Origin of the sequence: Streptomyces sp. SID14436, assembly GCF_010548465.1 — a bacterium.
Lineage (GTDB): Bacteria > Actinomycetota > Actinomycetes > Streptomycetales > Streptomycetaceae > Streptomyces.
In genome coordinates, this window is sequence record NZ_JAAGMD010000144.1 from 1 (window position 1) to 8,600 (window position 8,600).

At 72.1% G+C, this 8,600-nt stretch carries 7 protein-coding genes; all 7 read right to left on the reverse strand.

What is annotated here, in order from left to right; all coding sequences use genetic code 11:
* Positions 1 to 1,402 (reverse strand): cytochrome P450 (locus G3I53_RS05375; RefSeq protein ID WP_164438073.1); only part of this gene is annotated, 1,402 nt, incomplete at its 3' end.
* 56 nt (positions 1,403 to 1,458) lie between these two features.
* A complete protein-coding gene (locus G3I53_RS05380; RefSeq protein ID WP_164338455.1) occupies positions 1,459 to 2,079 on the reverse strand; it encodes an ATP/GTP-binding protein in 621 nt (206 codons plus the stop codon).
* Positions 2,060 to 2,467: a DUF742 domain-containing protein gene (locus G3I53_RS05385; RefSeq protein WP_164338454.1), complete on the reverse strand. Its 408-nt coding sequence runs from the start codon at positions 2,465 to 2,467 to the stop codon at positions 2,060 to 2,062. Before G3I53_RS05385 ends, G3I53_RS05380 begins: the two co-directional genes overlap by 20 nt.
* Complete coding sequence (locus G3I53_RS05390; RefSeq protein ID WP_164338453.1) at positions 2,464 to 2,871, reverse strand: roadblock/LC7 domain-containing protein; 408 nt, start codon at positions 2,869 to 2,871, stop codon at positions 2,464 to 2,466. Before G3I53_RS05390 ends, G3I53_RS05385 begins: the two co-directional genes overlap by 4 nt.
* Positions 2,868 to 4,493, reverse strand: coding sequence for an ATP-binding protein (locus G3I53_RS05395; protein WP_164338452.1), 1,626 nt, complete (start codon positions 4,491 to 4,493; stop codon positions 2,868 to 2,870). The genes G3I53_RS05390 and G3I53_RS05395 overlap by 4 nt, the downstream gene beginning before the upstream one ends.
* Before the next feature lie 477 nt (positions 4,494 to 4,970).
* A complete protein-coding gene (locus tag G3I53_RS05400) occupies positions 4,971 to 7,829 on the reverse strand; it encodes a DEAD/DEAH box helicase (RefSeq protein ID WP_164338451.1) in 2,859 nt (952 codons plus the stop codon).
* Between the two features lie 60 nt (positions 7,830 to 7,889).
* Positions 7,890 to 8,600: YegS/Rv2252/BmrU family lipid kinase (locus G3I53_RS05405; RefSeq protein ID WP_164438074.1), on the reverse strand; the 711-nt coding region annotated here is incomplete at its 5' end.

Consider the following 8,600-nt stretch of genomic DNA (forward strand, 5'->3'; position numbering starts at 1 on the left):
CGGCGGCCGCCGGCTCGGCCGCCGGGGCGGTGGCGGCGGGCGGCACCGGCTGCGGGTCGGGGGCGCCGATGTGCCAGGCGGAGCGGCGCTGCGGCTCCTTGTCGTGGTTCGGCCGCTGGGTCACGTCCTGCGGAGGGCGGGGCATGAACCGGACCGGCAGGGCCACCAGGTGCCGGGAGGCGATGGACTCGGTGTACTCCAGCTCGTCCTCGTCGATGTCGAGTTCCACGTCCGGCAGCCGCATCAGCAGCGCGTCGACGCCGATCTCGGCGATGGCGCGGCCGATGTCCTGCCCCGGGCACTCGTGCGGCCCGCCGCCGAACGCCACGTGCGAGCGGTTGCCCTGCATGTTGGCGGTCGGGTCGGGACGCATCCGGGGGTCGACGTTGGCCGGGGCGGGGGCGAACAGCAGCCCGTCGCCGCGCCGGATGCGCTGCCCGCCCAGCTCGGTCTCCTGCTTGGCGAAGTAGGCGAACACGGTGCTGAACGGCGGCTCGTCCCACAGCAGCTGCTCCACCGCCTCCGGCACCGTCATCTGCCCGCCGTTGAGCTGGGCGCGGAAGCGCGGGTCGGTCAGCACGGTCAGCAGCACGTTCGCCAGGAGGTTGGCGGTGGTCTCGTACGCGGCGATGAGCACCACCCGCAGGTGCTCGCGGACCTCGTCGTCGGTGAGGCCGGCCGGGTGCCGGACGAGGTGGCTGGCGAAGTCGTCCTGCGGCTCGGCCCGGCGGCGGGCGGTGAGCCGGGCCAGGGCGTCCATGATGTACGCGTTGCTGGCGATCGCCGTCTCGGTGCCCTTGAGCATGTCGCGGGCGGCCTCGACGATGCGGTCGTTGTACTCGTCGGGCATGCCGAGGATCTGGCACATGACGGCCATCGGCAGGTGCTCGGCGTACTGGCCGACGAGTTCGGCCTCGCCCTCCTCGCAGAAGTTGTTGACGAGGCGCTGGGTGTAGCGGTTGATCTGCCGGCGCAGCGTGCGGAAGTCGATGGTCGCCATGGCGCTGTCGAGCGCGCCGCGCAGCCGCTTGTGCTCGTCGCCCTCGACGTGCGAGCACATCGGCTGCCAGGCGATGTGCGGCATCAGCGGGTGGTCGGGCTTGACCAGGCCCTCCCGCAGCGGCGACCAGATGCGGCTGTCCCGGCAGAACTGGGCGGGGGTGCGCACCATGTGCAGGCTCTCGGCGTGGCCGAGGACCACCCACACCGGAACGTCGTCGTGGAGCAGGGCGGGTGCCACCGGGCCGTGCTCGGCCCGCAGCTCCTCGTAGAGCTTTCTCAGGTCGTCCGACTCGTGCAGCCGGCGCAGCCCTCCGGGGCCCAGGCCGTGCGCGGGGCAGCCGGGGGGCGGGCCGGTCCGGGAGGTGTCCGTCGTGGTCGGTGCGTGGGATTCAGGCGTCACTGTGGTCGCTCCGCAAACTGGGGAAACGCGAGGGGTCGGGGGGTGGCGGGCCGGGATCAGGTGAGCGAGCGGGTCATGGCGAGCGAGTGCAGGAACCGCATGAGGGTCATCAGGACGTCGCGGCTGGAGGCCCGGCGCCGCACGTCGCACTCCATGATCGGGACGTCCTTGGACAGGTCGAGCGCGGTGCGCAGGTCCTCCAGCGGGTAACGGGGCGCGTCGGGGAAGGAGTTGACGGCGACGACGAAGGGCACCCCGCGCTCCTCCAGGCGCCCCATGACGTCGAAGCTCACCTCGAGCCGGCGGGTGTCGACCAGCACCACCGCGCCCAGCGCCCCTTCGAACAGGCCGTTCCACAGGAACCAGAAGCGTTCCTGGCCCGGGGTGCCGAACAGGTAGAGCACCAGCTGGTCGGTGATCTTGATGCGGCCGAAGTCCATGGCCACGGTGGTGGCCGTCTTGGTCGCCGACCCGTAGTTGTCGTCGACCCCGATCCCGGCCTGGGTCATGGTCTCCTCGGTGGTCAGCGGCCGGATCTCGCTGACCGAGCCGACCATGGTCGTCTTGCCGACCCCGAACCCCCCGACGATCACGATCTTCGCCGCGGCCTGGGCCGTGTGCGGCAACTGGTCCTCGGTGCGCGGGCCGGGGACGGTGTCAGAGCCTTTGAAGTCCATGCATCACCGCTTCGAGAAGGGAACGGTCCGGGAGCGCCTGCCGGACGATCGGGGCGCGCGCCTGGACGAGTTCCGCCGTCAGCATCTCGGTGAGCAGCACCGTCACGACGCTGAACGGAAGGCTGAGGTAGGCCGACAGCTCGGCCACGGACAGGGGTGCGGCACAGAGCCGGAGCAGTGCCGCCTGCTCGGGGGTGGCCGACGGCGGGGGGTCCTCGGCGCGCGCCACGATGAGCGTGACGAGGTCGAGTTCCGCCCGGCCGCCGTCCGCGCCGGCGACGACGTACAGGCGTTCCGGGTTGCCGCCCTCGCCGTCCTTGCCCTGGGACGGCGGCCGGGGAGGGGGATCCTCCTGGGGACTGCGCCTCTGGCGTTGCGGAGGAGTCATACGGTCTGCCCGTTCCGTCGGGGCGGGCTGGTCAGATGGGCGCCGATGCGGACGACCAGGTCGCGCATCATGCCGCCCATCCGGCCCGGCTCGCAGGTCATGTCGGACAGGACCGCGAGGTAGGCGTTGGCGCCGGCCGCCATCAGGTAGAAGTAGCCGCCGTTGATCTCGATGACCACCATCTTCATCTCGCCGTCGCTGCGCGGCAGTTCCTGGGCGACCGCACCGGCGAGGCTCTGCACGCCGGCGCAGGCGGCGGCCACGCGGTCGGCGGCGTCCGGCTCACCGCCGTAGCGGGCGATGCGCAGACCGTCGGCCGACAGGACCACGATCATTTCCACGCCGGGCACACCGTCGGCGAGCTCCTTGAGCATCCAGTCGAAGTTGGCTCGCTGCTGGATCACTTGAGGTTCCCCTCGTCGTCGGCCTCGGTTCGGGCCGGGTCGTTGATGAGATGCAGGTAGGCGGTCGGGTTCCGGGTGAAGTCCGTGGGGTGGACGCCCGGGTCGAGGTCCTTCTTCAGGCCGTCCCAGAACGCGTCGACCCACAGGCCGGGTTCACGGTCGTCCTTGGGCGCCGGCTCGGGCTCGGGCGTGGTCCAGGGCGTCGTCTCGCCGCGCGCGGCGGCCTCCCGCTCGGCGCGCTCCGCGGCGGCCTGCTCGGCGTACCGCTGGGTCAGGGAGGTCTTCACCCGGCTGCGGCGCTGCGGCAGTCCGCCCGGGGTCCACTCGGTGACCTCGGGGACCTCGTCCTCCATGGAGACCGTGGCGGGGATGCGCGGGCTGGTGGGCCGGCGCTTCTTGGGGGCCCGCTCGGGACCGGGGAGCGCGTCGACCTGCATGGGGACCGCGGTCGCGCCGATGCCGTGGGCGAGACCGACACCGGGCTGGTCGGTGAGCATCTCGCTGGGGACGACGAGGACGGCCCGGACGCCTCCGTAGGCGGAGGCCCGCAGCGACACCCGCATGTTGTAGGCGGCGCACAGCCGGCCGACGACGGCGATGCCGAGGCGGGGGCTCTCGCCGAGGTCCTGGAGGTCGACGCCGCGCTGGGCGCGGTCCAGCATGCCCTCGATCCGGGCGCGGGCCTCCTCGTCGAGGCTGACGCCGGCGTCCTCGATCTCGATGGCGACGCCGGTCTGGACCTCGGTGGCGGTGACGTGCACCTTGGTCTGCGGCGGCGAGTAGCGGGTGGCGTTGTCGAGGAGTTCGGCCGCGGCGTGGATGACGGGCTCGACGGAGATGCCCTTGACGTTGACCTTGGCGATCGACTTCAGGTCGATGCGGCGGTACTCCAGGATGCGGGACATCGCGCCGCGCAGCACGCTGTAGAGCGCGACGGGCTGGGGCCACTGGCGTCCGGGGCGGCCGCCGCCGAGGACGGAGATGGAGTCGGCGAGGCGGCCGATCAGGGCGGTGCCGTGGTCGATGCGCAGCAGGTCGTCGAAGACCTCGGGGTTGCGGCCGTGGTCCTCCTCCATCTCGCGGAGTTCCTTGGCCTGCTGGTGGACGATGGCCTGCACGCGGCGGGCGATGCTGACGAAGGACCGGGCGGAGGAGTCCCGCAGGGTTTCCTCGTCGTCGATGATCCGCAGCATGATGCGCAGCAGCCGGATCTGGTACTCCGGCAGGTCGCGCCAGGCGGGGTTCAGCTTGGGCAGGTCGCGGATCACCTCGTGGGGCGTGTTGCCGCGGTGCAGGTAGTCCAGTGCGCCGGGGGTGACCTCCTGCGCGAAGTGCAGCGTCTCCGTGTCGTGGGCGGCGATGCGCGCCTCCAGATACGCACGGTGACGCTCGTGCTCGGCGCGCGCGTCCCGCAGGACACGGCCGCGGCGTGCGGCCTCCGCAGCGGAGGCGATCACCAGCGCGGTGGCGACGGCGCCGCAGACGCCGACGGCGAGCCGGGCGGGTTCCGTCACCAGTGCGACGGCGGCTCCGGTCGCCGCGGCCATCAGTATCGCCGGGAGCAACAGGACGCGCGCGTACGGAAGTTCACGGCGACCGGGCGGGGATTGGACACTCACCATGTGGGCCCTCTGGAAGGAATCGGCTGGTGGTCGGGGGGCGGTGCGGGGAACGGGCTGGTCAGCGATTGCGGGAATTTCACGCAAAGGGGAACAGGCGCACGAATTCATCCCAACTGGGTGCGCTGCGGGCGAGCTTAGTCCGACCGGATCATCGCCGAGTCATATTCAGCAAGTGCCGGAAATGGCCCCGGGGGCAGCGGTACGCTTGAGTCCATTTACACGCTGCGACACAACTCGAACACACGCCGTAACGGCGCACTGGCGTACGAACGTCACTCACCGTCACGAGTGAAGAATCGCGCCGACCGGGCCCGGCACCGTGTCCTGCCCGGCTGCCCGCACGAGGGGCGTCCCGCTGAGTCCTGCCCGCGGAAGCGCCGGATGATGCCCCGCACGGGGGCGCACAGGACGCAGAAGCCCGGCGCGCACGGGGCGCACCGGGCTTCGGGGGACGGAACGACGTCGGGGACGCGGGCGTCAGCCCACGGAGGAGTAGGCCACCACCCCGCGCAGCAGTCCGTCCACGGCCTTGCGGGCGTTCTTCGCGACCGTGGACCCCTCGACGGCGGGAGCGGCGGCGGAGATCTGCCCGAGCACGTCGATGACCTGCTTGCACCAGCGCACGAAGTCGCCGGCCGGCATCTCCGCCTCGCGCAGCACCTCGTCGAGGCCCTTGCCGGACGCCCACATGTAGGCGGCCCAGGCGAAACCGAGGTCCGGCTCCCGCTGGCCCACGCCCTCCGTCTGGGAGATGCGGAAGTCCTCCTCCAGGGCGTCCAGCCGCCCCCAGATGCGGACCATGTCGCCGAGGGCCGCCTTGGCCTTGCCGGACGGCAGCTTCGGCGCCATCGCGTCGTCGGCGACCCGTGCCTCGAAGACCAGTGCGGAGACGCAGGCGGCCAGTTCGGCCGGGGCCAGCCCCTCCCAGACGCCCTCACGCAGGCATTCGCTGGCCAGCAGGTCGAGTTCGCCGTAGAGCCGGGCGAGCCGCTTGCCGTGCTCGGTGACCTCGTCGCCGCGGAGGTAGTCCATCTCGGTCAGCAGCGCCACGATGCGGTCGAAGGTGCGGGCGATGGTGTTCGTCCGGCCCTCGATCCGCCGCTCCAGCTGCGAGGTGTCGCGCAGCAGCCGGTGGTAGCGCTCGGCCCAGCGGGCGTGGTCCTCCCGGTCGTCGCAGCCGTGGCAGGGATGCGCCCGGATCGCCTTGCGCAGCCGGGCGATCTCCCGGTCGTCGGCCGCCTGCGACCGCCGCTTGCGGTGCCGCTCGGGCGCGATGTGCCCGGCCTTGGTGCGCAGCGCCGAGGCGAGGTCGCGACGGGACTGCGGCGAGCGCGGGTTGAAGGACTTCGGGATCCGCATCCGCTCCAGCGCCTCGACGGGCACCGGGAAGTCGACCGACGCCAGCCGCTTGACCTGCCGTTCGGCGGTCAGCACCAGCGGGCGCGGGCCGTCGTGGTGGTCGAACCCGCGGTGGCCGTTGGAACGGCCCGCGGGCAGCCCCGGGTCCAGCACCAGGGCCAGCCCCGCGTACTTGCCGGTGGGGACGTGGATGACGTCGCCCGGCTTCAGCTTCTCCAGCGCGACGGCGGCCTCCGCGCGGCGCTGCACGGCGCCCTGCCGGGCCAGTTCCGTCTCACGGTCCTTCAGTTCGCGGCGCAGGCGCGCGTACTCCTCGAAGTCGCCGAGGTGACAGGTCATGGAGGCCTTGTAGCCCTCCAGGCCCTCCTCGTTGCGCTGCACCTGGCGGGAGATGCCGACGACCGACTTGTCGGCCTGGAACTGGGCGAACGAGGTCTCCAGCAGCTCGCGCGAGCGGTGCCGGCCGAACTGCTCCACCAGGTTGACCGCCATGTTGTACGACGGCTTGAAGCTGGACCGCAGCGGATAGGTGCGGGTGCCCGCCAGTCCCGCGAGGTGCTCGGGGTTCATGCCGCGCTGCCACAGGACCACCGCGTGGCCCTCGACGTCGATGCCGCGCCGGCCGGCCCGGCCGGTCAGCTGGGTGTACTCGCCGGGGGTGATGTCGGCGTGCTGCTCGCCGTTCCACTTGACCAGCTTCTCCAGCACCACCGAGCGGGCGGGCATGTTGATGCCGAGGGCGAGGGTCTCGGTGGCGAACACGGCCTTCACCAGCCCGCGCACGAACAGCTCCTCGACGACCTCCTTGAACGTCGGCAGCATGCCCGCGTGGTGGGCCGCGATGCCGCGCTCCAGGCCCTCCAGCCACTCGTAGTACCCCAGGACGTGGAGGTCCTCGGCCGGGATGGACGCGGTGCGCTCCTCGACCAGGGAGCGCACCTGGGCGCGCGCCTCCTCGTCGTTGAGCCGCAGGCCGGCGTACAGGCACTGCTGGACCGCGGACTCGCAGCCGGCCCGGCTGAAGATGAACGTGATGGCGGGCAGCAGGCCCTCGGCGTCGAGGCGTTCGATGACCTCCGGCCGGCTCGGCGTCCACACGCGCGAGCGCTGTCTGCGCTCCCGCTCGCGGTCGGCCTCGCGCATGTTCCCCCGCCCGCGGCGGCGGTCGCCCCACGGGGGACGGCTCGCCTCCAGCCGGGCCATGCGCATCAGGTCGGGGTTGACGGCCTTCTTGCGGCCCTCGCCCTCCTCGAACAGGTCGTAGATCCGCCGCCCGGCGAGCACGTGCTGGAACAGCGGCACGGGGCGGTGCTCGGAGACGATCACCTCGGTGTCGCCGCGCACGGTGTCGAGCCAGTCGCCGAACTCCTCGGCGTTCGACACCGTCGCCGACAGGGACACCAGGGTCACCGACTCGGGGAGGTGGATGATCACTTCCTCCCACACGGCGCCGCGGAAGCGGTCGGAGAGGTAGTGCACCTCGTCCATGACCACGTAGCCGAGGCCGAGCAGGGTCTGCGACCCCGCGTACAGCATGTTCCGCAGCACCTCGGTGGTCATCACGACCACCGGGGCGTCGGAGTTGACGCTGTTGTCACCGGTGAGCAGGCCCACCTTGCCGCTGCCGTACCGACGGCACAGGTCGGCGTACTTCTGGTTGGACAGCGCCTTGATGGGGGTGGTGTAGAAGCATTTCTTGCCCTGTTCGAGGGCGAGGTGGACGGCGAACTCGCCGACGATCGTCTTGCCGGAGCCGGTGGGGGCCGCCACCAGCACGCCCTTGCCCGCCTCGAGCGCCTGGCAGGCCTCGATCTGGAACGGGTCGAGGCCGAAGTCGTACATCTCGCGGAAGGGGGCGAGCGCGGTGGCCTGCTCGGCAGCGCGCCTGCGTGCTGCCGCGTACCGCTCGGCCGGTGAGAGGTCCTCTGTCATCGTGCTTTCGAGCCTACCGGGCCGCACCGACAACAGGACGATCATTAACCGGACCGGTCCCGGCGGGAGGGCGTCCCGCCCTGATCAGAGGCCCACCCGTCCTGATCAGGGGCCCACGACGCGCACGGCGGCGGGCACGCAGCGCACGGTCAGGGGCAGCGCCCCGACCGGTTCGCCGTCCGCGTACCCGGTGACCCCGTCGGCGGCCAGTTCCACCCGCGCCGCCCGCAGGACGGTGACCACCGGGTGGCCGACATGGGTCCCCTTGTACACGGTGGGGAACACCCGCAGCAGGGTGCTGCGGCTGCACGCGCCGACCACCGTGACGTCGAGCAGGCCGTCGGTGAGGTCCGCGCCGTGGCAGACCCGCATGCCGCCGCCGTAGGACGGCCCGTTGCCGACCGCGACCAGCGTCGCCTCGACCTCGCGGACCTCACCGCCGTCGAGGGTGATCCGGTACGGGACCGGCCGCAGCGCGGACAGCTCGGCGAGCATCGCGAGGTCGTACTTGATCCGGCCCACGGGCAGCCGCATGCGGTTGCCGCGGTCGTTGACCCGGGAGTCGAAGCCGGAGGCGAGGACGTTGGCGAACCAGCGGTCGCCGACCTGTCCGAGGTCGATGTCGCGCACCCGGCCGCACTTGAGGGCGTCGGCGGTCATCCGTCCGGCGGCGGCCGGGTCCCGCAGCGGCAGGCCGACGGCCCGGGCGAAGTCGTTGCCGGTGCCCGCGGGGACCAGGCCGAGCGGGGTGCCCGTGCCGGCCACGGCCTGCAGCGCCAGGTGCACCATGCCGTCGCCGCCCACCGCGATCAGCGC

Coding starts and splice junctions, on each gene's coding strand:
- G3I53_RS05400 (WP_164338451.1), bottom strand. CDS start 7,829: ATGATCGTCCTGTTGTCGGTGCGGCCCGGTAGGCTCGAAAGCACGATG.
- G3I53_RS05395 (WP_164338452.1), bottom strand. CDS start 4,493: ATGGTGAGTGTCCAATCCCCGCCCGGTCGCCGTGAACTTCCGTACGCG.
- G3I53_RS05380 (WP_164338455.1), bottom strand. CDS start 2,079: ATGGACTTCAAAGGCTCTGACACCGTCCCCGGCCCGCGCACCGAGGAC.
- G3I53_RS05385 (WP_164338454.1), bottom strand. CDS start 2,467: ATGACTCCTCCGCAACGCCAGAGGCGCAGTCCCCAGGAGGATCCCCCT.